The sequence below is a fragment of the Paenibacillus massiliensis subsp. panacisoli DSM 21345 genome (assembly GCF_000426545.1).
Lineage (GTDB): Bacteria > Bacillota > Bacilli > Paenibacillales > Paenibacillaceae > Paenibacillus > Paenibacillus panacisoli.
Window position 1 is genome coordinate 209,371 of sequence record NZ_AUFO01000012.1, and the last position, 24,475, is coordinate 233,845.

Here is a 24,475-nt window from a genome sequence, read left to right on the forward strand (position 1 = left end):
AGAGCAAGTGTAGGCCGTTCGTTGCCCAAGGTACATTAAGCGAAAGTATGCGAAAGGTGGAGATGATTCATGAGTCAACGCAAATCGATCAAGTTGGGGGCTATTCTGCATGGGGTGGGCGGTAATATGGCAGGATGGAGACATCCTGATGCCCAGCCAGATGCGAGTGTTAGCTTCAGCTTCTATAAGGAGCAAGCGCTCAAGGCTGAAGAAGGTAAATTCGATTTTCTCTTCGTGGCAGATGGGCTCTATATTACGGAGAAATCTCTTCCACACTTTCTCAATCGCTTCGAGCCGATTACCGTTCTATCCGCCCTTGGTGGCGTGACCTCGCGAATTGGTCTTGTCGGCACGTTGTCCACGACGTATAGCGAACCATTCACGGTGGCTCGTCAATTCGCCTCATTGGATCAGCTGAGCGATGGTCGTGCCGGATGGAATGTCGTGACCTCCCCACTAGAGGGCTCTGCCCTGAACTTCAGCAAGGGACAGCATCCCGAGCATCCGCTGCGTTACCGGATTGCAGATGAATATCTGCAGGTGACCAAGGGACTGTGGGATTCGTGGGAGGATGATGCCTTTGTACGTAATAAGGAGACAGGTGTATTTTTTGATCCAGAGAAGCTGCACACGCTCAACCATCAAGGTGAGTTCTTCTCGGTCAAAGGACCACTGAATATCGCTCGTTCTCGTCAAGGTCAGCCAGTCATCTTCCAAGCCGGGGCCTCGGAGGATGGTAAGACTCTGGCCGCGAAGCATGCAGATGCAGTATTCACGAACCATGAGACTCTTGAGTCAGCCCGGGATTATTATCAGGATGTCAAGCAGCGTGCGGTGGCCTTTGGAAGATCACCGGAGGATATTGTAATTCTGCCAGGGATCAGCGTCATCGTAGGGGAGACGGAGCAAGAGGCCGAGCAAAAATACTGGGAGCTGGCGAAGCTGGTCACGATCCAGAATGCGCTGGATTATCTGGGCCGGTATTTCGAGCATCATGATTTTGGACAATATGCGCTGGATGAGCCGTTCCCGGAGATCGGAGAATTAGGCGGAAACAGCTTCCGAAGTACGACGGATCGAATCAAGCGGGAGGCACAGGAGCAGAAGCTGACGCTGCGCGAGGTGGCATTGCGGGAAGCGACACCACGGACGGGCTTCATTGGCACTCCGGAGCAGATTGCTGATAAGCTGCAAGCCTGGTTCGAGGCCGGGGCAGCAGATGGCTTCATTGTGGCAGGCGGTGTGCCTTCCAGCTTTGCTGATTTTGTGGAGCAAGTTGTACCGATCCTGCAGCAACGTGGACTCTTCCGCACGGAATATGAGGCGGACACGCTGCGAGGGAATCTGGGGCTGCCGATTCCGGTCAATCAGTATGCAGCATATTATAAGTCGTCCACGGCATCCGTGGATGCACCAGCTACAGCAGCGACCAGTCAAGTGTAAAGCAACAGTCATGTATAAAGCGATCAGTCAAGTATAAGGGGAAGAAAGAATTCTACCCTATTCCCTCAACGGATCAGGAGGTCATGATATGCCACATGTAGTAATCATTGCGGGCGCACCCTCGGTGAGCTCACGACTTACCGGGCTGACCAGCTACAGCGCGGAAGTGCTGGAGAGAGCTGGACTGTCTGTGGAGGTCATTCAGGTATCGGCTCTGCCAGCTGAGGCCTTGGTCTATGCCGACTTTAACAGCATAGCGGTCAAGCAGGCATTAGCAAGCGTGCAGGCAGCTGATGCCGTAATCGTGGCGACTCCAGTATATAAAGCGGCTTATTCCGGTGTACTGAAGTTGTTTTTGGACCTGATTCCACAGGAGGGATTACGAGGAAAGCCTGTGCTTCCGCTTGTCATTGGCGGCTCAATAGCTCATCTGCTAGCCATTGATTATGCGTTGAAGCCTGTGCTGTCCGCGCTGGGGGCGAGACAGCTGCTGGGAGGCGTCTATGCAGTCGATCAGGGAATTACTCGTCTAGAGCAAGGAGGCTTCTCCCTGTCAGCAGAAATTATTGAACGACTGGAGCGCTCCCTACAGGAGCTTACAGAGACTTTGCCTACTACTCAGCCTGCCATTTCTTAGGGATTCGAAGAGAGAATAAGCCATTAGGAGATTATCCATTGGTTGACAGCAGCGTAAGTCCGCATTATGATACAAAAAACCAAGTAAGTTAATTGGTTATGTTGTATTTAAAGGTGTCTATAAGACGCCTGTGCGGAGGCGGCATATGAATATCGAGAACATTGAGGCATTCGTCTATATCCATCATTATGGCAGCTTCAACAAAGCAGCCGAAATTCTGTTCCTGTCTCAACCGTCGGTAACGGCACGTATCCAGACTCTGGAACGAGAGCTGGGCTGCAAGCTGTTCAATCGTATGGGCAAGCAAATCGTGCTGACGGATGAAGGCAGAAAGTTCCTTCCTTACGCGCAGCAGATTTTACAGGTGCTTCAAAAGGGACGGCATTCCTTACAGCGGCGTCAGGAATTACTGGAGACCCTGCGTCTGGGGAGTACGGTATCTGTATCGAATTATGTAATTCCCGACTTCCTGCCCAAGATCAAGGAGGCCTATCCAGAGGTCAGCATCAAGCTGACGACGGCTCCTACGGATCAGCTCGTGAACAGATTGCTAGCCAAGGAGATTGATCTCGCCTTTGTGCGTAAGGTGATGCATCCTTCTATCCGTACCGTTGCGTTCTATGAAGACCCTATTCAGTTGTATGTCTATGAAGATCATCCATTCGCGAGGCTGGGCCAGGTTAGTCTGGAGGCCTTGCACGGCGAGACGCTTGTCTTCTTCGAATGCGGTTCTCTGGACTGGATGCGAATTCACCGTGCCTTCGACGCATTGGAGCACCCGGCAGATATCACCTATCAGGTGGATAACTCAGAGACAGCGAAGAAGCTGGTGCTTCAAGGGGCAGGTATTACCTTCCTGCCAGGATTGTCTGTGAGAAAGGAAGTTCATGAGCGAAGCTTGATCCCAATTCATGTTCCGGAGGTTGCCGGGGTGTCGCTGCAAATTAGCGTAGTGACCTTGAAGGAGGAGCATTCTCCCTTTGCGGATACATTTGGGGAGCTGCTTCGACATTTATAGAAAATATAGAGGTTCAGGAGGAGAGCTACATGGCCATTCGTCTTAGCATATTGGATCAAAGCCCGATCTACGAGGGGGAGAGTGCTACGCAGGCATTTCAGCATACGATCGAGCTCGCCCAGCGGGCGGAACAGCTCGGATATCACCGATTCTGGGTATCGGAGCATCACGACTCTGCCAACGTAGTGGGCTCCTCGCCGGAGGTGCTGATCTCCCATCTACTCGCGAAGACGAACACCATTCGCCTGGGCTCTGGTGGTGTCATGCTGCAGCATTACAGCCCTTATAAGGTAGCAGAGAATTTTAATGTGCTGGCAGCTCTGGGGCCTGATCGCATTGATCTGGGCATCGGGCGAGCTCCCGGCGGACTGCCTCGTTCTACACGTGCGTTGCAGCAAGGAGGGGGAGGGAGCATAGAGGCCGCCACAGATCATGGAGGGACAGGAGTGTCCAATAATGCTGGCGTAGCCCCATCGCTGGAGGATAAGCTTGTGGAGCTGCGCCATTTCCTGCAGGATGAGCTACCTGGCGAGCATCCCTTGCACGGCTTGCGTGCTACACCTGTGGTCACCTCGCCACCTGAGTTGTTCGTACTGGGAGCGAGTGTGGATAGTGCACGGATGGCTGGGAGGCTGGGCCTGCCCTATGTATTCTCCCTATTCATTAACGGGGATGTCACGGTGGCTGAAGAGGCGTTCCGCCAATATCGGGCGTCATTCGAGGCGACATCCCAGGAGGCATCTCATATACAATCTCAGCAACGCACGCTTGCTCAATCGCATACAGAAACTCAGGAAGATACTCATATTCAATCCCATACACCTGCTCAACAATACGTACATGCTCAATCGCATACAGAATCACCCACAATTGCTCATTCAGAAGCACACATCGACGCTGATGCCTTTCACGGGCACAAGCCTTATGTTGTCCTGGCGCTGTCCGTGATCGTAGCCGATAGTGAGGCCGAAGCGGAAGCTTTGGCTGGCGAACATATGCTGGTGAAAATTCATCTGGAGAGCGGGAAAACGCTGACGGTGGCATCTATCGAGCAGGCCGAGGAATATGGGCGCCAATCGGCTGAGGCCTACCGCATCGAGGTGCTGGAGCCGAACGTGATCCGAGGGACGCGGGAGGTGGTCGAGCAACGGCTTCGGGAGCTGCACGCCAAGCTGTCTGTAGATGAGTTGGTCGTGACGACAGCTACACGAGTGTTCGCCCATCGCATCCGTACCTTTGAACTGCTGAGTCATGCATTGCGGTCATTTGAGGAGCAAGTGATATGAGTAATGATGTGAAGGCAGCAGAACAGCGCCATACTGGAAGAGATTCGGCAGGTAGCGAGAGGCTCAGGACGTTCTATAGGCATTTGCATCAATATCCAGAGCTGGCTATGGAGGAATATGAGACGACTGCTGCCATTCGTGACTGGCTGGGCGAGGAGGGGATTCGTGTTGCAGATCAATTCGAGCTCCCGACAGGGCTTGTGGCGGAGGTAGGAAGTGGGGCAGGTCCGATAGTCGCACTGCGTGCTGATATAGATGCCCTACCCGTGCAGGAAGCTAGTACGCATCATTATCCTTCCAAGATCCCTGGTAAAATGCATGCGTGCGGCCATGACTTTCACACGGCAGCTCTGATCGGTGCGGGTATTCTCTTGAAGCGCAGGGAGTCAGAGCTACAGGGGACTGTGCGGCTGCTCTTCCAGCCTTCGGAGGAGAATGCGAAGGGAGCCAGACTGGTCATTCGCAGTGGTGCATTGGAGCAGGTAGAGGCTGTCTTCGGTCTGCACAACAAGCCCGATCTGCCGACAGGTGTGATTGGCATCAAGGAAGGAGCCTTAATGGCCGCTGCAGACGGGTTCGTCATTGAAGTGGAGGGGCGTGGCACGCACGCTGCCGTCCCGGAGGCGGGATTGGACCCGATCGTTGTCGCGGCACATATCATTACTGCTTTGCAGTCTGTGGTCAGCCGGAATGTAGGGGCGCAGGAGAGTGCAGTCGTCAGTGTGACGCGTCTGCACAGTGGAGTGACCTGGAATGTCATTTCTGATAAGGCGGTGCTGGACGGTACGGTGCGTACATTTGATGAAGGAGTTCGTCAGCGGGTACGCACTCGGGTCGATCAGATTGTAGCCGGGGTAGCCGCGGCATTTGACACCACAGCTTCTGTGCGCTGGATCGAGGGGCCGCCAGCAGTGACGAATGCGGCTGCTTGGGTGAAGACTGCTGAACAGGCTGCTCAGATAGCGGGGTTAGAGGTCATTACAGCTGTTCCTTCTCCGGCTGGGGAGGATTTTGCACTCTATCAGAGGGAGACTCCAGGCTTATTCGCATTCCTTGGCACGTCGGGTCCGCATGAATGGCATCATCCATCATTTGAGGTCGATGAAGAGGCTCTGCCTCTTGCAGCTTGCTATCTGGCAGCTGTTGCGGAGCGAGCGCTGGATGAGCTGAATCATCGCTCCGATTCACGTAAGGCATGATGTACGCACGATGTGCGCATGTACTCACGATGTACTCATGATGTACGCACAATGTACTCATGATGTGGCATGATGTGCACATGTTCATACTACCTAGCATCCTTTGGTATAGAGACAGGCATGGGCATCTGTAAGCCATAAGCGATTATGAGCATGAGTGTAGCTGTTCGTGTGTTATCTGATAAACGAGAGGGGCCGCCGGATTCATGCATGGATGATTCCGACGGCTTTTTCACACTAGTCTGCGGGTAGCTCTGAGGGCAAGGGTCAATATTGTAGATTGTAAAATAAAGAAAATCTATAACACCATCAAGAACTCCTATTAGTTAGCCATTGCCGATCAGGAGTACGAGATGATATTCTGTGAAAAACATAAACCCGACTTTACAAATGTGAATAATTATAATTTATTCATCACAGAGGTAGTCGGGCATACATTAAAGACCGCTGCGCGGCACATAGGGGGAATCCATATGACAGTAAAGCACACCAGATTCAAGCGGATGATCAAGGCAGCTGCATTGATGATCACGATCATTGCCCTTGCCGGGTGCAGCTCCATCACTGGTCAAGGTACCGAGGCAAGCTCTTCGGGGGCAGCTGGTTCCGGTACGGAGCAGGTTAAGAAGATTATCGTGGGTACGGGCACACAATTCCCTAACGTCTGCTTTATTGATGAGAACGGCAAGCTGACAGGCTACGACGTCGAGCTGATTCGTGAAATCGACAAGCGTCTGCCTGATTATGAGTTCGAATTCAGTACAATGGAATTCAAGAATCTGCTGCTCAGCCTGGAGACCAACAAAATTGACTTGATTGCGCACCAGATGGAAGTGAATGAGGAGCGTCAGGCCAAATTCCTGTTCAATGATGAGGCCTATAATATTTTTCCGAACAAGGTCGTGGTTAGCCAGTCCAACAATGATGTAAAGTCGATTGATGATCTGAAGGGGAAGAAGCTGATTGTCGGCGCGACGAGTAATGCAGCTGTCCTGGCGGAAAAATGGAATGCAGCCAATGGCAATGCCATTGATATTGTCTATTCGGGAGCTGGTGAGGACACAATCACCCAGATCAAGACGGGACGTGTAGATGCGACGATCAGCACGCCATTTGCCATTGATTATCAGAACAAGGTGGTCGATGCGCAGTTGAAGACCGTAGGAGACGCTTTATCGAATTCCAAGGTCTATTTCATTCTTAATAAGGATAATGAAGAGCTGAAGGCGAAGGTCGACGAGGCTCTGAAGGAAATCAAGGCGGATGGAACGCTCTCCAGGCTGAGCACAGAGTGGCTGGGGGCAGATTATACGGTTGAGGAATAGCGTGATCGCGGGAGGAGGAACGGTGAAGTATGGGAAAAGCATTTGATCTGTCACTGGTCCTGGTTTTCCTGCCAGAGCTGCTGCGATATTTGCATATTACGCTCATTGTGCTGGCGGGCTCCATCTCGTTGGGATTGGTGCTTGGATTGCTCCTTGCAGTAGTGCGTCTGTATCGGATTCCGCTGCTGAGCCAGTTCGCGACGGTGTATATCTCCTTCATGAGAGGAACGCCGATTCTGATTAAGCTGTTCCTGATCTATTATGGGCTGCCAGAGCTGATGCGACCCCTGGGGGTGGATCTGTCGCGAGCAGATCCGATGCTCTTTGTCATCGTGACCTATGCACTGAGCGATGCAGCCTCGTTCGCGGAGATCTACAGAGGTGCCGTACGCAGCGTGGACAAGGGACAGACGGAGGCGGCCTATGCTTCCGGGCTGACCGCATTCCAGTCGTTCCGGCGAATCGTGGCACCGCAAGCATTAGTGGTGGCTTTTCCTAATATGGCGAATACGTTGATTGGTTCGCTTAAAGACACCTCGCTGGCCTTCTCCGTAGGTGTCATGGATATGGTGGGGCGGGGGCAGACCCTCATCTCCGCTACCTCCCATGCGCTGGAAGTATACATCAGCCTTGCTATCGTGTACTACGTCATTGTGCTTGTGCTGGAGAGAATTATTGCAGCTGCCGAAGGCAGACTCCAGCGCCATCAGTTACGGCCTCTGCAGGCCGGGAAGCGGAGGGCATTCGTTACAAGTGGGCTGAAGAAGGGCTTGAAGGGAATCGGGGTGAGATCATGACGCTGGATTACGGATTTATTGTCAGTTCATTTTTTAAAATTCTGGAGGCGCTGCCGCTCACTCTCGTCATCACGGTGGTGCCGCTCATCTTCGGGTTCGGGATTGGGCTACTCACGGCGTTTATCCGGTTGTATCAAGTACCTGTGCTTTACCCGCTTAGCTCCTTCTACGTATCATTTATACGCGGGACGCCGATGCTGCTGCACCTGTTCCTGATCTATTACGGGGTGCCCATGATTATTGATAAGCTCTCCCAGCATTATGGCTGGGGGATCACATCGGCTTCCGTACCGATTCTGGTCTTCGTGATTCTGGCCTTCTCCTTGACGGCTGGCGCCTATATGTCGGAGATGATCCGGTCCGGTATCCTGGCTGTCGATCCGGGGCAAATGGAGGCGGCGCAGGCGGTAGGAATGAGTGCTCCGCAAGCCATGTACCGCATTATCCTGCCACAGGCCATCGGAGCCGTATTGCCGAATCTGTGCAGCATGTTCATAGGCTTTCTACATGGGTCTACGCTGGCCTTTACCGTGTCGCAGATGGATATCCTCGGCAAAGCGGATGTTGTAGCCTCGGTGAGTCTCAAATTCCTGGAGGCCTTCATCGCGGCGGCGGTGATCTACTGGGCCCTGACGGTGATTGTTGAGCGGCTGACGGCACTGCTTGAACGCAGGGTAGCCTTGTATAGCAAGGGAGGAGTCTCATGATTCAATTAACCAATATTCATAAATCCTACGGGAATCATAAGGTGCTGCAAGGCATTGACCTTAAGGTAGAGAAGGGGGATGTCGTAGCCATACTTGGACCAAGCGGTTCTGGCAAGACCACCCTACTGCGCTGCGTGAATTTTCTGGAGCATGCGGATGAGGGACAAGTGCAGGTAGAAGACCTGTCGGTGGATTGCCGCCATGCGCGTCGTGCCGATATTCTCAAGCTACGCCGCAAGACGGCAATGGTCTTCCAGCAATACAATCTGTTCAAGCATAAGACAGTGTTGGACAATGTAACCGAGGGCTTGATTGTGGCGCAAAAAAGACCCAAGGCCGAGGCCCGTGCATATGCAGCCCAGATTCTGGAGCAGGTCGGGCTCTCATCGAAGTTTGATGCCTATCCCAGCATGCTATCTGGCGGACAACAGCAACGGGTAGGTATTGCCAGGGCACTGGCGCTTAATCCCGAGGTCATCCTGTTCGATGAGCCCACCTCGGCACTCGACCCCGAGCTGGTAGGAGAGGTGCTGACAGTGATTCGGGCGATCGCGGAGCGTGGAATTACGATGATTATCGTGACTCATGAGATGGGCTTTGCCCGAGAGGTAGCCAATCATGTCGTATTCATGGACGGCGGCTTCATCGTAGAGGAGGGCACGCCCGAAGAAATATTTGTACGACCACAGCAGGAGCGTACCCGCCAGTTCCTCAGTCGCTTCTCAAATGACTGGAGCTATGTCATCTGAGCCTACATTGTAAGCAGGCCATCGCGGCAAGCCTTTGAGCCAGATATTTGCGTGTGTGACAGAGTATCTAGGTTCAACACAGCAGCCCAGCAATCCTTATCTTCCTCATACAAAAAAACTGCTCTGTCTGTCCAAGAAGGTAAGAAATCTTGGAGGACAGGGCAGTTTCTTTTTGCTGCTAGCAGCGGTGCGTCGTGGTCTGACAAAGCATGCTGCAGAATGGTCTTCATGCCTCAAGGACCCGAATCAGGGCTAATACTAATCCCTCAGGGATTAATGATAATCGTATTGAAGGATTCAGGCTCCAGCTCAAAACCGAGCGCCTGCTCTCCATAGGCAAGATTCAGGCTGCGGCGCTCCTGATATGGATTGTTGACGACAATCACAAGACTCTCATCCGGATTGCGGAAGGCGACGGCCTTGCCACTCCATGCACCCGCCAAGCCCTCTCTACGTGCCCCAGGTGCGACAGCATAGGCAAAATGCTTCATAACGTAATATTCGGGATTGAGGGTGACCGAAGCATCTGCCGGGTCCACGGTAATCATGGAATTTTGCTCCCAGCCCCATGTGCTGCGTCCCTTTGGCTCAAGTAGCATGTTCCAATAGATATAGGCATTCACGCCGTTGGTGAAATAATGCTGATATAGATTGTACACATATTTGGCATATAGCCACGTATTGTTGCCATCGCCGCATTCATTCTCTGTCTGCATATAACGAAGCTCAGGGTAGCTGGCTACAGTACGCTGAATGGCGTTCTTGCCAGCCCATTGGTAGCCAACGCCTTTAATATAGGAATAGGCCTTAGGATCACTGAGTACAAGACCTGCGTATTCGTCAAAATCATTCGACTCCTTCTTGATCAGCTCCTCCCAAGGATCGGGGGCGTTGATCGTGCCGAGCCAGATTTCAGTATCCAGTCCATGGCGCTCAAAGGCTGGGCCGAGGTAATCGGCAATGAACTCGCGCAGCTCTTCGCCAGTCCATTTGCAGGACGGGAACTTCTGGTCTGCGATGACTTCATTTTGCACATGAATCTGGTGAATGGTAATCCCCGCCTCCTGATAGGCCTGTACGAATTTGACGAAATACAGGGCGTAGGCTTCCAGAATGTCCTTCTCCCAGCGCAGTGTGCCGTAGTTGTACGCCTTCGGCGTCTTCATCCAGGTTGGCGGACTCCAAGGAGAGGCGAACAGCTTCAGGTCTGGATTGTAAGAGAGAGCTTCCTTGATATATGGAATCAGGTACTTGAAATCACGCTCGATGGAGAAGTGCTCCATCGCGGTATCTCCATCAACCTCGTTGTGGCTGTACCATTGCTCTGCATAGTCACTTGCGCCAATGGGCAGGCGACAGATCGTGAATTTATGCTCACCCTCGGGATGGAAAAGGGAATGAAAGACCTGCTTACGCTGCTCCTCGTTCAGATGGGCAAGGGCCATATATCCCAGCTCATTGAAGCATCCACCGAACCCTTCGACAATCTGGTGAGACTCATCGGTTAACCGCAAATTCGGACTTATTTCGACGGAAGAGTGTGATAGCGCTTTCCATTTGCTGTCTGGTGTGCTATAAAAACCTTGAACGCTAGGTGACATGTTGATTTCCTCCTCATTTGCCATGATAATATAACGCAAGATAGCGCTTTAATATGTTCAGTATAGCAGTGCATGCTGTCAATGAAGATACTCGGTTCCAAGCAAAATTTGCCCAAATCCAAGGTGGTGAAGGCTTCGTGATTATCCCTAAGGAATACCGTTCATATTTGTCATCGGATGCGCGCTGGCTTCCAGCCACGGACTGGAATGTCAAGCTATTCGGAGCCCACATGCAGACTGTGCAGACAGGCTGGCGCGTGCCGCTGGAATCCCATCTCGCCTTCGAGATTGTCCTGATTCTCGCCGGAGCGCAGAGCACCAGACTGGAGCATGTGCAGTATGAGCTGCAGGAGGGTGATATTCTGCTCATTCCCCCCGGAGTCAAGCATACCAATGAATGTCGTGCTGAGCAGGGATTAACGTATTTCATTGCCCACTTCAACGTGGATGATGCCTTATTCCGGCAGGAGATGAGTCAGCATGCGCAGCTGTTATTCGAGCGGGATACAGAGCACAATATGCAGCTGCGGGAGCAACTGATGAAGTGGGTGGGCCTCTTGCAGCAGGAGGAGGATTACACAACGGCAGCCCTGTTTCGTAGTCAGGCGATTCTATTCGAGATCCTGAGTATTCTGGCTGAGAAGAGCTCGTCACGTCTACAGGAGGCTGTACCCCCGCTGGCAGCTCGCTATGCAGCCCAGATCGCTGAGGCGATCAAGTCCTGCTTCAGTCATGAGAATATGAAGAAGGGTGGCCTAAGCAATCAAGGTGTGCGGATTGAGGATATTGCGAGCTCTCTGAATATCAGCTCCGGGTATGCACTGGAGATTTTTCAGAAGGTATACGGGATCTCCCCGCGTCAGTATCTATCCGAGCTCAAGCTTCATGAAGCGAAGCAGTTAATTCACCAGCCGGACTTGAGCCTATCGGATATTGCCGCATTGCTGGGGTATTCAAGTCTGGCTCATTTCAGCCGCCAATTCAAGAGATGGGCAGGCATAAGTCCAAGTGAGTATCGTCGAACATTGGGCGATATTCGCTTTTTCTAGAAAATATTTTATTTCACATCGGAAAAATCGGAAATAGATCTTTTCAAATGGCAATTCCTGTGAGAGAATGAGGTAAGCAATCCACCGATCTACTGTTAATCAAGCATTCTTTGGCACGATACAATGAAAGTCATGTGAAGCTAACAAGGGAGGATGCATTACTATGTCAAGTGAGCGCGAATTTGCCTTCGAGACACTGGCGATCCATGCAGGTCAGGAGATTGATCCTGTAACTGGAGCTCGTGCAGTTCCACTGTATCAGACCACGTCATACGGATTTCGGGATACGGAGCATGCGGCTAATCTGTTCGGCTTGAAGGAGTTCGGCAATATCTACAGCCGATTAATGAATCCGACTACGGATGTATTCGAACAGCGCATTGCTGCTCTGGAGGGCGGAGCTGCGGCTCTGGCAACAGCCTCAGGGCAGGCGGCCATCACCTTCTCCTTGCTGAATATTGCAGGGGCGGGCGATGAGATCGTATCCTCAGCGAGCCTGTATGGGGGGACCTATAATCTGTTCTCGACGACCTTGCCCAAGCTAGGGTTACAGGTCAAATTCGTGGACTCCAATGATCCGGAGAATTTCCGCGCCGCCATTACGGATAAGACTAAAGCGCTGTTCGCCGAGACGATCGGCAATCCGCAGGGCAACGTCCTTGACATTGAAGCTGTCGCTGCGATCGCTCATGAGCATGGAATACCGTTAATCGTGGATAACACATTTCCGAGTCCCTACCTGCTGCGTCCGATTGAGCATGGAGCCGACATTGTAGTGCATTCAGCCACCAAGTTCATTGGCGGACACGGTACCTCTATTGGCGGAGTCATTGTGGATGGAGGCACCTTCGACTGGAAGGCTAGTGGCAAATTCCCAGGTCTGACGGAGCCAGACCCTAGCTATCATGGAGTAGTATACACAGAGGCCGTTGGCCCGATTGCATATATTATCAAGGCACGCGTCCAGCTGATGCGGGATCTCGGGGCACCTATCTCCCCGTTCAACTCCTGGCTGCTGCTGCAGGGCCTGGAGACGTTGCATCTACGTGTCGAAAGACATAGCAGCAATGCTCTGGCTGTGGCGGAGTATTTGGAGAAGCACGAGGATGTGCTGTGGGTAAGCTATGCAGGCTTGCCTAGCCATACTTCCTACGAGCTGGCACAGAAATATTTACCGAAGGGTCAGGGGGCCATCCTTACCTTCGGAATCAAAGGCGGACTTGCGGCAGGGCGCAAGCTGATCGAGAGTGTGAAGCTGTTCTCTCATTTGGCGAATGTGGGCGACTCCAAATCCTTGATCATCCACCCTGCCAGCACTACGCATCAGCAACTGTCAGAGGATGAGCAGCGTGCTGCCGGGGTGAACCCGGAGCTGATCCGTCTGTCGATTGGCACGGAGAATATTCAGGATATTCTGCATGATCTGGAGCAGGCGATTGCACTCAGTCAGGCATCGGCTGTGACTGCACCTTAAATGATTCCAAAGGCCTCTCATCCGTGTCCTTCCGACATGGAGAGAGGTTTTTTTGATGAGATCATGGCATGATAGCGATCCTCCTAGTGACCATTTAGCGTGTGCTACTCCAGTAACTCTGACTCGGCGGGCAGCTCGAAGTACACGTCATCGAATCACAGATTTTTTGTACTTTCTTGATGTTATATTTTTACATAGTGCAGCACAGGATGTAGGAACTTTAACCAAGAGTAGGTTGGGACATAATTAGAAAATGGAACATAAAATATATATATTTTTCCATTTGTCATGTGATATATTTGAAATAAGCATGTTGCATCGGCTCCCAATATAGCTCGGCTTTATTGTGCAGAATCATCTTTTGTCTGTCGTGAGCGAAAGGGTAGGGTGAAGCATGCGAAATCCAACCTATCCGTAGAAGGAGGAATTGGAAAATGAAAAGATTCACGCGTTCTGCTCACAAGGGATTGTTACTAGTACTGTCCGCTATGTTGTGCTTGACCTTGTTCACCCCCGAACAGGCTCAGGCAGCCGAGGCTTCTGTCAAAGGATTTTATGTAAGCGGTACCAAACTGATGGATGCGACAGGCAAGCCCTTCATCATGCGGGGAGTCAATCACTCCCATACCTGGTTCAAAAATGACCTTGAGGCTGCGATTCCAGCCATTGCTGCTACTGGCTCGAACACCGTAAGAATTGTTCTGTCCAACGGCAGCCGATGGACGGAGGATTCGATTGCTGATGTCGAGCGTATTCTGGCATTATGCGATCAGTACAAGCTTACGGTGATGCTGGAGGTCCATGATGCCACAGGGTCAGATAGTGTTGCTGAGCTTCGTAAAGCTGCGGATTACTGGGTTCGTATCAAGGAGGCTTTGATCGGCAGGGAGGACCGGGTCATCGTCAATATTGCCAATGAGTGGTATGGCTCTTGGGATTCGAGTCTATGGGCCACAGGCTACCAGGAAGTAATCCCTTACCTGCGTGCAGCAGGCATTAAGAATACGTTGGTCGTTGATTCGGCAGGCTGGGGACAATATCCGAATTCCATTTTCACCAAAGGGGAGGAAGTATTCGCTTCTGATCCTCTAAGTAATCTCATTTTCTCCATTCATATGTATGAGTACGCGGGTGGCAATGCGCAGATGGTTAAGAACAATATCGACAATGCGCTTGCGATTGGCGTGCCTGTCATCATCGGAGAATTCGGGCATAAGCATACAGACGGTGATGTGGATGAGGCCACCATTATGAGCTATGGGCAGGAGAAGAGCGTAGGCTGGCTTGCCTGGTCCTGGTATGGCAATAGCGGTGGTGTAGACTATCTGGATCTTAACCGTGGACCTGCGGGGGCTCTTACGGATTGGGGACAAGCGGTCGTGAACGGTCCCAATGGAACCTTGGCAACCTCCAAGCTTAATTCTATCTATACCACGCCTGGGTATGAACCCGTACCTGCCGATGGCGGAGAGGTTACAGTTCCAGCGGCACCAACCCGTGTTGTGGCCACTGCTGGGGATGGTCAAATCTCGCTTAGTTGGGGTTCATCCTTCGGGGCAGCCTCCTATACGGTCCAGCGGGCATTGACAAGTGAAGGTCCCTACGAGGATCTCGCAGCAGAGGTGACGGGGACATCATATGTAGATGAAGGATTATCTAACGGGACTACCTACTATTATAAAGTGTTGGCAGTGAACAGTGCGGGAGCCAGCCCAGCCTCTGTGGTCGTCCAGGCTACTCCGCAAGAGACCTATGTGCCTGTGGGGAATCTGGAGGTACATTATCGGGTGGGTGATACCAGTGCCACAGATAATCAGATCAAGCCGTATCTGAACATTCATAATACGGGCAGCTCACCGGTGGAATTGAAGGATCTGAAGCTGCGGTATTATTTGACGCGTGATGGGGATGCGGATCTGCTCACATTTATCGACTGGGCTCAATTGGGTGCACAGCATATGACAGTGACGGTTGGTAGTCTGGATAGCACGAACGCCGATACTTATATTGAGCTTGGTTTCAAGGAGGGGGCGGGTGTAATTCCTGCTGGTGGCTCTACGGGGGACATTCAGCTTCGAGTTCATAAGAGTAACTGGACTAACTTTGACGAATCGGGCGACTACTCCTATGATCCTACCAAGACCTCCTACACTAGCTGGGAGAAAATAACCCTCCACCAGACAGGTGAGCTGGTCTTCGGCCTTTTGCCGCGAACCCAACCATAGTTCATATGAATTAGTTAGATGAGACAAGGAGCTTGAGCTCGGTATCGTGCCGGGCTCTTATTGTTTTTCACGGTATGGGAAGTTCTATACAAAAATCAGTTGTAGTACGGGATGCTACGTTGTGCATACAGGAGATTAAGCTGGGGGATGCAATCATGTAGCTATTTCTGAGCATGTTCCTTGCCAGTTCTCTAGGTAAGCCCATGAACAGACCAATTCGTCATAGAGGCTGCTGTCCCTCCAAGATCAAGGCTCAATGTAAGACCGCTTGATACATAGAAGACGCCAATGACATCGCCTGCAGTCAGCTGGAAATCTCCTGTAAGTGTCACTGTGGCACTGCCAAGAACCGCTCTCAAGTTGAGTAAAGTTACATTGACATTAAGAATAGGGAGAAGTCCAGTAACCAGATCGGTAGTGGTGGGAGAAGTCCTTCTTAATATAAAGGTTGGGTTGACCCCGGCGCCCAGACTTAATGCAAGAGCCACTGTTGCCTGATAGCTGATCATAACTTTGAATGAATATCTTCCTGTATTCGGTACGGTATAGTTACCTGTTGCCGCGTCGAAGCCTGTGCCGGTGTAGCCAGGTGTAGTTGTGACCTATCCTGTAAGCTGGGTATCTGCTGAGACTGTAGAAGGAGTGCGTGTTGCTGAAGTATTTTCTTTATTTTTAAATGTTTAGCGGTTAGCTTGGGAATATGATGTGGATTCTTGAATTGGATCCATCGTAAGATCATACGTTTTCTGACGAAGATCTGAAGTAGCTGGTTTGGGGAGCAAAGGTTACATGTATTCATTCCTTTGTAACCACTACTGTCATTTTTTGCTGGGGTAACAGGCGTATAATTCACGGAGTGGAGAGTTGCTCTGTAAATGTAGTACAATCTAATGATGGAGTTTGTTATGCTTGCTCACTTGCAACCTCATACAAATTAATACAATTAATCATAAATCTACATCTTGAAGAAATCATCTTATCATGAGAAAATTTCCAGGCACCACACGCTGGAAAACGAACAACGAAAGGTACGTACATCATGTCAAAATCAACCAGATTTAATTGCGCTTTCAAGGCCCTCCCGTTAGAAGCAAGGGCGACCTCTATGGCTGAGGGGGCACAGGCATGTCGCCATTAACAAAATCCACAAGGCACATGAACGGGCTGGATGGTCTGCGCGCGCTGTCCGTGCTGGCGGTTATCGCTTACCATCTAGGGATCGATAGCATCCCAGGCGGACTGTTAGGTGTCGGTATTTTTTTCGTGCTGTCAGGCTACCTCATTACAGATCTGCTGCTGAAGGAGTGGCAGGATAACGGATATATTTCATTGAAGGAATTTTGGTTGCGTCGTGCAAGAAGGCTATCGCCTGCGATGTTGACGATGATGCTTGCAGTTCTGATCTGGCTGTTATTTACGGACCCGACTCGTCTGAGCGCATTACGCGGTGATGTGATCGCGGGGTTATTATACATAAGTAATTGGTACAATATTGTTCACCAGGTGTCTTATTTTGAGAGCTTTGGTCCGCCATCGCCCTTTGGGCATTTTTGGTCACTAGCGGTGGAGGAGCAATTTTATGTGCTGTGGCCTATTCTGCTGATGCTTGCGATCGCTCTGTTCCGGAAAAAATGGCTGCTTATCGCAGCTATGCTCGGAGCAGCGGTAGTATCTATTACAGCCATGGCCATCCTGTATAACCCTGATGTTGACCCTTCCCGAGTGTACTATGGGACAGATACCCGAGCATTTGCCTTGCTCATCGGAGCAGCACTGGCAGTCATCTGGCCGAGTCGCAAGCTGTCCTCCTCATTATCTCTAGGGGAACGAACGGTATTGGATCTCACAGGTGTGGCGGCCTTGGCTTTGCTGGTCTGGATGATGCTCAGCAGCGGAGAATATGATGAAGCTCTATATCGTGGTGGTATGGCCGTGCAAGCGCTAGCAGCAGCTGTACTTATAGCGGTGTTAGCACATCCATCCTCCATTCTGGCCAGACTAGTCGGCTCCTTGCCGCTGCGTTGGATGGGACAACGCTCTTATGGGATGTATTTGTGGCACTATCCCGTGATTGTACTGACTAGTCCACTCGTTGAGACTGGCGGTGTACATCCGCTCCGGATGCTCATGCAGTTCACGGCTACGTTGCTCTTATCCTCACTGTCACTGAAGTACATTGAGAATCCGATCCGCTATAATGGCTTTGGCCTGTCCTGGTCCCGCTTCTGGAATCCGGGGCGGTATCGGCGAGGGGTTCGACATGTATGGTGGCGGCGCGCTGCTCTGCTGCTCACGATGGGAATTCTGTCGTTGAGCGTGACGGAGATGCTATCCCCGACTTCTGCCCATTCCAATCATCAGCAGGGGCAGGGTGGTGCTTCGGCAGGGGATACAGCTACGGTACAGTCGCCAGCAGATGGTACAGAGGGAGGCAACAAACCAGACAAGAGTCTGCAAGCTCCGAACCAGCCAGTGGCAGGAGATGCTGGTAGCAAGGGAGCAGGGGCATCATCATTGTCCTCATCGCAATCTCATGTTCAAGCTCAATCAGACGCATCTGGAGAACCAGCTCCTGTGGACGGAAATTCATCAGCTTCCTCTGACCCTACGACAGCGACAGACGCGGGAGCGGAGTCAATACCTGCTATGGCGGCGGAGAACGCAGCACCGAAGGATTACCTGTATACAATCATTGGTGATTCCGTCATTCTGGATGCTGAGCCTTACCTGGAAGATAGTCTGGAGCGGGTATACGTCGACGGCCATATTGGCAGGCAGATGTGGCAGGCTGCAGATATCATCAAGGCACTTCAGGACAATCAGCAACTGGGCAAGCACGTCGTTCTGGAGCTTGGCACTAATGGTTCCTTTAATTCGAAGGACCTCTATGAAGTGCTGGATAGCTTGAAAGCGACAGAGAAGGTATATCTTGTAACGGTTCGGGTACCCCGACCTTGGGAGCGTAATGTTAACCGAGCGCTGAACAAGGCAGCTACAAAATATGATAATGTAGAGCTGATCGACTGGTACAGTGCAAGTGCGGGGCATGATGATTATTTCATCAAAGACGGTGTGCATCTGACGAAGACAGGAGCCCAAGCGTTCGCTGTACTCCTGAAGAAGAATATACGATGAAGCTGAGCAACTAATAGAGGTAGAGAATGCAGTATTTCAGCGATTAAGCAATTAAGCAATTGAGTAATTAAGTATTTGAACTATTAAATGATTAAGGAAAATCAAATTCTGGAAATGTGGCACATCTCTTACTTACAAAGGGGTGTGTCTTTTTTTGAAGAAGATTTCCTTGGATCTCACATAACATCTGCGCCTGTGCTAACATGCTGCCCGTGGGCTGTCAGCTCCTTGTATGATTAGTATGTCTTGTACATTGACAACAGCAGTGTACTTAAGCGTCGAATGGAGATCTAGCTAGTGTCTATGAGATTCGAGACCGTGCTATGATAGGGAAATAACCTTGATGGGAGGAGCCAAAAGGATGGAAATATGGATAGATTATTGTGAAGACAAGCTGGGGGCAGTTCGCGATTATCCGTTTGGCCCAAGTCCGTTAGTGATGAAGGTAGGAGGGAAAATGTTCGCATTGTTAACGATGGACAACAATGTGCTCCATATTTCACTCAAGTGCGATCCGGTCATTGCCGAGAATTTGCGAGAGCAGAACGAAGCGATTCAGCCAGGCTATCATCTGAACAAGAAGCACTGGAATACAGTACGGGTGGACGGGGTCTCTATCTCTGATGATGAACTGAAAGCGATGATTGATCATTCCTACGAATTGGTATATAAGAGCTTGGGCAGGTCGGCTCGTGCCGAGATTGCCGAAGAGCAGAAGTGAGAATACAGAGGTGGTAGACGAGGTTGTATGCAGGTATCCTGTGTACAGCCTTTTTTGTCTGGGCTAAGAAAAATAATGTTTGTCATCCACCATTTATTATTAGATACAATAATTGACAAAGAGAGAGGATGGTTTTATATTAAACTAGTAAATTCAGGAAAAGGAGAGTTTGAAATGTTGAAAAAACTGGCAGTCTTTCTCAGTGCTCTATTAGTACTGACCGTTAGTGTAAATGTTACTCCAGGCTATGCAGCATCTGCTGCGGGAGACGAGGAGGAGCTACAGCAGGTTGAGCTTAACATCGATCCACAGGCGCTCTCTGCCAAGGAATATGACCAACAATCGGCATATGAAGCTCTGCCCCAAGATGTGCAGGCTAATTCATTATTCTCTTATTCCCAAAACAACGAGTTGACGAGTGAAACTGTAGATGTTAACTCTTTGGTAGCAGAGGGATTGGATGAGCAAGCTGTAGCTACACAATTAAGAGCAGAGACCTCCGTTACAGCGGCTACATACGAGACGCCGGATAATACGACGATCGGTGGCGCCATTCAGATTCCACCAGGCTATCAGCTGCAAGGATTAGTTACAGAAGAAGGGCAGAATCGCTGGTATTATACATACGTGGACAAGACAAACAAGCTTACCGTGCGTATGGACCCACCGGCTTCTACATCCGTAGACTATAGTCTGGCCCTGTACAAAGAAGATCCTGCTACAGGTGAACTCTCCTTCGTAGCTTATTCTTTGAAGGACGCCGGAATTTATGAACAACTGAGCTATGTAGCTACACCAGGGTATTATGTCATTCTTGTACAATCCAATGTAGGCTTTGATGCGACGAATCCTTTTACCCTGTCAGTAATAGCTTCTGATAGCTATGACAGCAGTGAGCCGGATGACAATCCATGGTTCGCCAAGGATCGTGGATCCGCGCCGTTTACCAGCAGTCAAACGATTGATAACTTTTTGGATGAGGATTGGAGCAAAATAACGATCACAGGCGCCGGAAGCCCAATCATGATTAAATTCGGGAATACCTCTCCATACGGGGACTACAAACTTTATCTCTATGGAAGCAACCTGGCCAATCTGGGTGTCTTTGATCAGAACTCGAACATTACGGGGACACTGCCAGCAGGTGATTACTACATTATGGTAACTGCACCGCAAAAATTTGATTCCACAACACCATACACACTTAGCGTTAGCTACCAAAGTGCTGATGTGTATCGTGTGAATATTACTGGCGTCAGCAGTGAAGAGAGTGGCTTTATTAACTATGGCTCAGGCAATATGTACCGTGTTAAAGGCAACACTACCTTTACAGGAAAAGCCTTTGATGCTAGTGGTAATCCAGTAGCCAACGCCCAGGTTACGGTGAAGGTGACTGTAAGAATCAATAATACTGTAGTGTCTACAACGGCGAATACAGACAGTCTGGGGAATTTCCAGGCTACTATGAGAATTCCTGCTGCGGCTGGATATTCCGTGTACTATAATGGCAGCCTCAGCACGCACTACTACGATATTATACCGATCCGCTTTGAGAGCGGCGGCGTGAATGTGAACGCTAATATCAGTAGCTTGTATCATTTTGCTTATTCTATTCGTAACTAAGGAACCTGCGAATCGTGACCCAGGAACTACCATGTAGCATCAAAGGCGGTACCTAGCAGATCATGCCCCTGTAGACCTGAGAAGGCTACGGGGGTATTGTCTATAGTTACGTGGTCGATAGGCTGATGTTGTTAAAGGATGCAGGCGTAATACGGATATTGATGAGACGGGAATGTGTTGGTCAGACAGCTGTAATATTCTCATGGTAACTGGCCCAAAGCTCGTTAGTGTACTCAGGGGATATGAGTATATAGGAGTACATAGGACATTGAGTACTGGAATGCATAGTAAGTACAAAGTAAGCCCACAGTAAATACACAATATGTGCATAGTAGGATATAGCAAGGACACTGTAAGGGCACAGCGAGTAAATATAAGTTTGATGTGTGTCGAATAGAATGCACGTAGGGTCTCATTAGGATGCCTAATGAAACGCATATACATACGAATACATTGGTCTCATTAGATACATTCATGCGTACGAAAACATCATAAAAGGCCAGCAAGGAGGCATCCTTGACTGGCCTTGGATTCATTTGCGTAAAAAAGCTCCGTGCACGATGTCACGGAGAAGAAAAAAAAGTTATGACACTTATGAGTATACTAGAGTATATCAATTTAGTATATACTTATTTGCATGATTTATCGTGTTAATTCATGGATATTGGAGCTTATGTAGATAGGATCTCATCTGTTGGAATTAGGACTTATTGTGAATTAAATAAGCTGCTGGTGTTATGTATAATCTAAGTACAAGCCTAGACGACAATAAGGATTCGGGCAGAGGGGGTGCTGGCTTGAGAAAGCAAGGTGTAAACGGCAAAGAGAGCAGATTACGACTGCTGAACGCAGCTGCAGAGGAATTTGCCTTGAATGGATTTTACCAGACGAAGATCAGCTCCATCGTGGCCCGGGCAGGGCTGACGCAGCCCGCATTTTATCTATATTTTGAGAGCAAGGAAGCAGCTTTTGCAGAGCTGGTAGATGATTTTCGGAAGGGAATGAATCAGGTGGTGCGCGATAGCCACATACAGCCAGGGAAGAACAGAGCTGATCTGCAGCAGGCTGTAGTGGTCTCGTTGGAGCAGATATACCGCTATCTGGCGGATAATCCTGCCTTGACGCGCATTGGATTTTATCAATCTACAGAGTCTGTTCGTATCAAGGCCGAGGTGGCCAGACTTATGGAACGGAATCTGATTGAGGAGCAGCGCTTCGGGTATTACCGGCATGACCTGGATACGGAGTTTACGGCGGAATGTCTACTCGGGATTATTGAGCGCCTGACACTGATCAAGCTGCTGCCCGGTCGGGAGGGTCCATCACAGCTGGCGCAACGTACACAGGATCTCTTTTTTCACGGCATATTGGATAACGACTACGGAGAAGACGGCAGAAAATAGGCGCGAGACTGGTCAAATGACCCAGTCCCTCCAATACATTAGCGCATAAGATGCTTGTGTAGACTATGGAAGGGAGGAAACAATGATGTCAGGCGTAGGCCCAGGTTATGGAGCGTTCACCTCAACAGGTGCTATCTTGGTATTGTTTATTCTGCTGGTCATTATCTCCAAGGCTTTCGTAGTTTAATGTCCAACATTTCTGGTACCTCCAATATGTCTAGAAGGGAGGATGTACACATGAGCGAAGTGAATTCCGCATACAACGGTGGATGTGGCTACCCTGGTGGTCTTTGGACTTCCACAGGCGTGATCTTGGTTCTCTTTATTCTGTTGGTAATTATCTCTCGTACATTTTTCCTGTAAGCAATAGTGGGGAGTAGCACTCTTAGGTCCTGGCGCTGAGGCGTCAGGGCCTTTGTTATGTATGAACACGCATCCTCCACCAAATTGTTTGCTGTCTTCCGATTAACAAAGGGGAAATGGCGGTAATGTATCATGAAACGGCTTCACGGATAATTACATATTGACACACCTGTATATACAAGTTAGAATGAAGGCGTTATCAAAACACTTGTATATACAAGTTGTCTATGTGGAAACGATGATGTGCACCTAGCACAGAAATCATGTATATGACGATACGGAGGTGCGGAAGTATGGCGGTAAATCGCAAAGCAGTTGAGGATATTGTCAAAGCCATTGGCGGGAGCGGCAATATTCAGGTGGCTACACACTGTGTGACCCGGTTGCGTCTTTCTCTTGTGGATGACAGCAAGGTGGATACAGCAGCGCTGGATGCTAACGAATTAGTAAAGGGACACTTCTCCACACAAGGACAGTTTCAGGTCATTATTGGTCCTGGATTGGTGGACTCGGTGTACGAGGAATTCATGAGTATTACGGACTCCAAGCGTGCGACTAAGGAGGAGGTTAAGGCAGCAGCGTCGGGTAAGCTGAATCCGCTTCAACGTGCAATCAAGACACTGGCAGATATCTTCATCCCGATCCTGCCTGCAATCGTGACAGCAGGTCTTCTGCTGGGGATTAACAATATTCTTACAGGCAAGGATATCTTCTTCGAGGGCCAGGCACTTGTGGAAGTATATACGCAATGGGCCGATTTTGCAGCCATTATCAATACTATAGCCAATACGGCCTTTACATTCCTGCCAGCTCTCATTGGCTGGTCGGCGGTCAAGCGGTTTGGTGGGAGTCCGCTCCTTGGCATCGTACTTGGATTAATTCTTGTTCATCCAGACTTGCTTAGTGCGTACGGCTACCCGCAGGCTAAGATTGACGGTACTGTACCAATGTGGAATCTGTTCGGTCTCCAGATCGAGAAGATTGGCTATCAGGGGCAAGTGCTGCCCGTGCTAATTTCTGCCTTTGTCCTGGCCAAAATAGAATTATTCCTGAACAAGCGAATTCCTGACAGTGTGAAGCTGCTGGTTGTGGCTCCTGTAGCTTTGCTCGTCACCGGCTTCTTGGCCTTTATCGTAATTGGACCTGTTACCTTCGCACTTGGAAATATGCTGACAGCAGGCTTCGTGGCGATTTTCGACCATGTAGCAGCATTGGGAGGTCTGATCTACGGTGGATTGTATGCACTACTGGTTGTAACGGGCATGCACCATACGTTCCTTGCGGTGGATATACAGCTCATTGGCAGTACAGGAGGGACGTTCCTGTGGCCTATGCTCGTTATGTCTAATATTGCCCAAGGTGCAGCCGCACTGGCGATGTTCTTTGTTGCCAAGCAGCAGAAGACCAAGGGTCTGGCGGCGACATCCTCTCTGTCGGCCTTCCTGGGTGTAACCGAGCCAGCTATCTTCGGGGTGAACCTTCGCTATCGTTTCCCGTTCATCTGCGGCATGATTGGAGCGGCGATCTCCAGTGTCGTTCTGATGATGGGCAAGGTGCAGGCTGCTTCGATCGGAGTTGGTGGCATTCCAGGCTTTCTGTCCATTTTCAAGCAATATTGGGGCACCTTCTTCCTGGGTATGGGAATCGCATTGATCGTGCCATTCGTTCTGACGTATGCCTTCGGCGTATTGCGTAACCGTAAGGGGACGCTGGAGCAAGG

At 50.3% G+C, this 24,475-nt stretch carries 20 protein-coding genes and 1 pseudogene; 19 read left to right on the top strand and 2 right to left on the bottom strand.

The annotated features are described in order from the left end of the window. The first annotated feature begins 69 nt into the window (after nucleotides 1–69). From K331_RS0112430 to K331_RS0112470, 9 genes are all read left to right on the top strand, one after another. On the top strand, nucleotides 70–1,443 hold the full coding sequence (locus K331_RS0112430; protein ID WP_028590541.1) for an LLM class flavin-dependent oxidoreductase: 1,374 nt from the start codon (nucleotides 70–72) through the stop codon (nucleotides 1,441–1,443). 88 nt (nucleotides 1,444–1,531) lie between these two features. Beyond that, nucleotides 1,532–2,080, top strand: coding sequence for an NADPH-dependent FMN reductase (ssuE, locus tag K331_RS0112435; protein ID WP_028590542.1), 549 nt, complete (start codon nucleotides 1,532–1,534; stop codon nucleotides 2,078–2,080). A 145-nt stretch (nucleotides 2,081–2,225) separates the two neighbouring features. Further along, nucleotides 2,226–3,098, top strand: a complete 873-nt coding sequence (locus tag K331_RS0112440; protein ID WP_028590543.1) for a LysR family transcriptional regulator — start codon at nucleotides 2,226–2,228, stop codon at nucleotides 3,096–3,098. A gap of 29 nt (nucleotides 3,099–3,127) precedes the next feature. After that, nucleotides 3,128–4,384, top strand: a complete 1,257-nt coding sequence (locus tag K331_RS0112445; protein WP_028590544.1) for an LLM class flavin-dependent oxidoreductase — start codon at nucleotides 3,128–3,130, stop codon at nucleotides 4,382–4,384. Next, entirely contained in the window at nucleotides 4,381–5,583 is a 1,203-nt protein-coding gene (locus K331_RS0112450) for an amidohydrolase (RefSeq protein WP_028590545.1), read from the top strand. Before K331_RS0112445 ends, K331_RS0112450 begins: the two co-directional genes overlap by 4 nt. A 473-nt stretch (nucleotides 5,584–6,056) precedes the next feature. Further along, nucleotides 6,057–6,908: a transporter substrate-binding domain-containing protein gene (locus K331_RS0112455; protein ID WP_404821482.1), complete on the top strand. Its 852-nt coding sequence runs from the start codon at nucleotides 6,057–6,059 to the stop codon at nucleotides 6,906–6,908. A 29-nt stretch (nucleotides 6,909–6,937) separates the two neighbouring features. Beyond that, nucleotides 6,938–7,705 (top strand): amino acid ABC transporter permease, encoded by a 768-nt coding sequence (locus K331_RS0112460; RefSeq protein ID WP_028590547.1) that lies wholly within the window; start codon nucleotides 6,938–6,940, stop codon nucleotides 7,703–7,705. Next, nucleotides 7,702–8,412, top strand: a complete 711-nt coding sequence (locus K331_RS0112465) for an amino acid ABC transporter permease (RefSeq protein ID WP_028590548.1) — start codon at nucleotides 7,702–7,704, stop codon at nucleotides 8,410–8,412. The genes K331_RS0112460 and K331_RS0112465 overlap by 4 nt, the downstream gene beginning before the upstream one ends. Continuing rightward, nucleotides 8,409–9,161, top strand: coding sequence for an amino acid ABC transporter ATP-binding protein (locus K331_RS0112470; protein WP_028590549.1), 753 nt, complete (start codon nucleotides 8,409–8,411; stop codon nucleotides 9,159–9,161). The genes K331_RS0112465 and K331_RS0112470 overlap by 4 nt, the downstream gene beginning before the upstream one ends. A gap of 266 nt (nucleotides 9,162–9,427) precedes the next feature. Here K331_RS0112470 and K331_RS0112475 read toward each other — a convergent pair whose 3' ends face one another. Next, nucleotides 9,428–10,762 carry a glycoside hydrolase family 30 protein gene (locus K331_RS0112475; protein WP_028590550.1) on the bottom strand — a complete coding sequence of 445 codons (1,335 nt, stop codon included), beginning with the start codon at nucleotides 10,760–10,762 and terminating at the stop codon, nucleotides 9,428–9,430. 53 nt (nucleotides 10,763–10,815) lie between these two features. Here K331_RS0112475 and K331_RS0112480 point away from each other — a divergent pair, with 53 nt between their 5' ends. The 3 genes from K331_RS0112480 to K331_RS0112490 all read left to right on the top strand — a co-directional run bounded on the left by K331_RS0112480 (nucleotide 10,816) and on the right by K331_RS0112490 (nucleotide 15,510). Next, nucleotides 10,816–11,811: an AraC family transcriptional regulator gene (locus tag K331_RS0112480; RefSeq protein ID WP_318842588.1), complete on the top strand. Its 996-nt coding sequence runs from the start codon at nucleotides 10,816–10,818 to the stop codon at nucleotides 11,809–11,811. Nucleotides 11,812–11,974: 163 nt separating this feature from the next. Beyond that, nucleotides 11,975–13,285: a homocysteine synthase gene (locus tag K331_RS0112485; protein ID WP_028590552.1), complete on the top strand. Its 1,311-nt coding sequence runs from the start codon at nucleotides 11,975–11,977 to the stop codon at nucleotides 13,283–13,285. Between the two features lie 434 nt (nucleotides 13,286–13,719). Further along, entirely contained in the window at nucleotides 13,720–15,510 is a 1,791-nt protein-coding gene (locus K331_RS0112490) for a cellulase family glycosylhydrolase (protein ID WP_028590553.1), read from the top strand. Between the two features lie 191 nt (nucleotides 15,511–15,701). Here K331_RS0112490 and K331_RS29450 read toward each other — a convergent pair whose 3' ends face one another. Beyond that, nucleotides 15,702–16,019 carry a hypothetical protein gene (locus K331_RS29450; protein ID WP_028590554.1) on the bottom strand — a complete coding sequence of 106 codons (318 nt, stop codon included), beginning with the start codon at nucleotides 16,017–16,019 and terminating at the stop codon, nucleotides 15,702–15,704. 616 nt (nucleotides 16,020–16,635) lie between these two features. Between K331_RS29450 and K331_RS0112500 the strand changes: the two genes are divergently transcribed. From K331_RS0112500 to treP, 7 genes and pseudogenes are all read left to right on the top strand, one after another. Then, on the top strand, nucleotides 16,636–18,645 hold the full coding sequence (locus K331_RS0112500; protein ID WP_028590555.1) for an acyltransferase family protein: 2,010 nt from the start codon (nucleotides 16,636–16,638) through the stop codon (nucleotides 18,643–18,645). 361 nt (nucleotides 18,646–19,006) lie between these two features. Beyond that, nucleotides 19,007–19,366, top strand: a complete 360-nt coding sequence (locus K331_RS0112505) for an MmcQ/YjbR family DNA-binding protein (RefSeq protein WP_036634800.1) — start codon at nucleotides 19,007–19,009, stop codon at nucleotides 19,364–19,366. Between the two features lie 174 nt (nucleotides 19,367–19,540). Beyond that, nucleotides 19,541–20,989 (top strand): Ig-like domain-containing protein, encoded by a 1,449-nt coding sequence (locus K331_RS0112510; protein WP_028590557.1) that lies wholly within the window; start codon nucleotides 19,541–19,543, stop codon nucleotides 20,987–20,989. Nucleotides 20,990–21,786: 797 nt separating this feature from the next. After that, the gene (locus K331_RS0112515) at nucleotides 21,787–22,392 is read left to right on the top strand and encodes a TetR/AcrR family transcriptional regulator (RefSeq protein WP_028590558.1); all 606 of its coding nucleotides are present in this window, start codon (nucleotides 21,787–21,789) and stop codon (nucleotides 22,390–22,392) included. A gap of 85 nt (nucleotides 22,393–22,477) precedes the next feature. Next, nucleotides 22,478–22,579 carry a hypothetical protein gene (locus tag K331_RS32475; RefSeq protein WP_018887453.1) on the top strand — a complete coding sequence of 34 codons (102 nt, stop codon included), beginning with the start codon at nucleotides 22,478–22,480 and terminating at the stop codon, nucleotides 22,577–22,579. A 50-nt stretch (nucleotides 22,580–22,629) separates the two neighbouring features. Then, entirely contained in the window at nucleotides 22,630–22,755 is a 126-nt protein-coding gene (locus K331_RS32480) for a hypothetical protein (protein ID WP_018887452.1), read from the top strand. A 293-nt stretch (nucleotides 22,756–23,048) separates the two neighbouring features. Continuing rightward, nucleotides 23,049–24,458, top strand: a pseudogene (gene treP / locus K331_RS0112530) (PTS system trehalose-specific EIIBC component); the annotation flags it as partial. Nucleotides 24,459–24,475 lie beyond the last annotated feature (17 nt).

What these genes read in the sequence shown, in the direction of transcription:
- K331_RS0112430 (WP_028590541.1), top strand. Translation starts at nt 70, where the DNA reads ATGAGTCAACGCAAATCGATCAAGTTGGGGGCTATTCTGCATGGGGTG.
- ssuE (WP_028590542.1), top strand. Translation starts at nt 1,532, where the DNA reads ATGCCACATGTAGTAATCATTGCGGGCGCACCCTCGGTGAGCTCACGA.
- K331_RS0112440 (WP_028590543.1), top strand. Translation starts at nt 2,226, where the DNA reads ATGAATATCGAGAACATTGAGGCATTCGTCTATATCCATCATTATGGC.
- K331_RS0112445 (WP_028590544.1), top strand. Translation starts at nt 3,128, where the DNA reads ATGGCCATTCGTCTTAGCATATTGGATCAAAGCCCGATCTACGAGGGG.
- K331_RS0112450 (WP_028590545.1), top strand. Translation starts at nt 4,381, where the DNA reads ATGAGTAATGATGTGAAGGCAGCAGAACAGCGCCATACTGGAAGAGAT.
- K331_RS0112455 (WP_404821482.1), top strand. Translation starts at nt 6,057, where the DNA reads ATGACAGTAAAGCACACCAGATTCAAGCGGATGATCAAGGCAGCTGCA.
- K331_RS0112460 (WP_028590547.1), top strand. Translation starts at nt 6,938, where the DNA reads ATGGGAAAAGCATTTGATCTGTCACTGGTCCTGGTTTTCCTGCCAGAG.
- K331_RS0112465 (WP_028590548.1), top strand. Translation starts at nt 7,702, where the DNA reads ATGACGCTGGATTACGGATTTATTGTCAGTTCATTTTTTAAAATTCTG.
- K331_RS0112470 (WP_028590549.1), top strand. Translation starts at nt 8,409, where the DNA reads ATGATTCAATTAACCAATATTCATAAATCCTACGGGAATCATAAGGTG.
- K331_RS0112475 (WP_028590550.1), bottom strand. Translation starts at nt 10,762, where the DNA reads ATGTCACCTAGCGTTCAAGGTTTTTATAGCACACCAGACAGCAAATGG.
- K331_RS0112480 (WP_318842588.1), top strand. Translation starts at nt 10,816, where the DNA reads ATGTTCAGTATAGCAGTGCATGCTGTCAATGAAGATACTCGGTTCCAA.
- K331_RS0112485 (WP_028590552.1), top strand. Translation starts at nt 11,975, where the DNA reads ATGTCAAGTGAGCGCGAATTTGCCTTCGAGACACTGGCGATCCATGCA.
- K331_RS0112490 (WP_028590553.1), top strand. Translation starts at nt 13,720, where the DNA reads ATGAAAAGATTCACGCGTTCTGCTCACAAGGGATTGTTACTAGTACTG.
- K331_RS29450 (WP_028590554.1), bottom strand. Translation starts at nt 16,019, where the DNA reads ATGATCAGCTATCAGGCAACAGTGGCTCTTGCATTAAGTCTGGGCGCC.
- K331_RS0112500 (WP_028590555.1), top strand. Translation starts at nt 16,636, where the DNA reads ATGTCGCCATTAACAAAATCCACAAGGCACATGAACGGGCTGGATGGT.
- K331_RS0112505 (WP_036634800.1), top strand. Translation starts at nt 19,007, where the DNA reads ATGGAAATATGGATAGATTATTGTGAAGACAAGCTGGGGGCAGTTCGC.
- K331_RS0112510 (WP_028590557.1), top strand. Translation starts at nt 19,541, where the DNA reads ATGTTGAAAAAACTGGCAGTCTTTCTCAGTGCTCTATTAGTACTGACC.
- K331_RS32475 (WP_018887453.1), top strand. Translation starts at nt 22,478, where the DNA reads ATGTCAGGCGTAGGCCCAGGTTATGGAGCGTTCACCTCAACAGGTGCT.
- K331_RS32480 (WP_018887452.1), top strand. Translation starts at nt 22,630, where the DNA reads ATGAGCGAAGTGAATTCCGCATACAACGGTGGATGTGGCTACCCTGGT.